A 421-nucleotide genomic window follows, 5' to 3' on the forward strand; every position below is an offset into this window, starting at 1 on the left:
GAAAATGGAAAGTGGTTTATTCATTATGCAACCTGATACAGTTCTAGCTGGTGGAATTACACTCGTAGCTCCTGTTATTCCTAATGTGACTACTGCTACAAAGGGTCATAATGACGGAAGAATCGTAGTGCCTGCCACTTTGAAAGATTCTAATGGTGGAACTGTAAAAGTAACATCAGTGATTAATGACGCAAATGGAAAAGTAGCAACAAACGGACAACTTGCTCCAGGTGCCTATAACGTAAAGTTCTCCGCTGAGGGTTATAAAGATGTTACCGCAGGAGTTTCAGTAACTGACCATTCATAAGACTAAAAATAGATTAAGTAAAGGAATATAAAATAAAATGGCAAAACAATTGAGTACAGCACGTAAATTTAAAATGATTACAGGTAAAGACCTTTTCCAACAACAAAAATGTTC

The 421-nt window shown here is 36.6% G+C and carries 2 protein-coding genes; both read left to right on the plus strand.

Annotated features, from left to right (window positions below; translation table 11 throughout):
- Positions 1–307 (plus strand): phage tail tube protein (locus tag L977_RS23465; protein WP_047624416.1); only part of this gene is annotated, 307 nt, incomplete at its 5' end.
- A gap of 37 nt (positions 308–344) precedes the next feature.
- Positions 345–421 (plus strand): hypothetical protein (locus tag L977_RS25180; protein ID WP_442854915.1); only part of this gene is annotated, 77 nt, incomplete at its 3' end.

The organism is Enterobacter sp. ZOR0014, from assembly GCF_000798855.1.
In the GTDB taxonomy this organism is placed as follows: domain Bacteria; phylum Pseudomonadota; class Gammaproteobacteria; order Enterobacterales; family Enterobacteriaceae; genus Enterobacter; species Enterobacter kobei.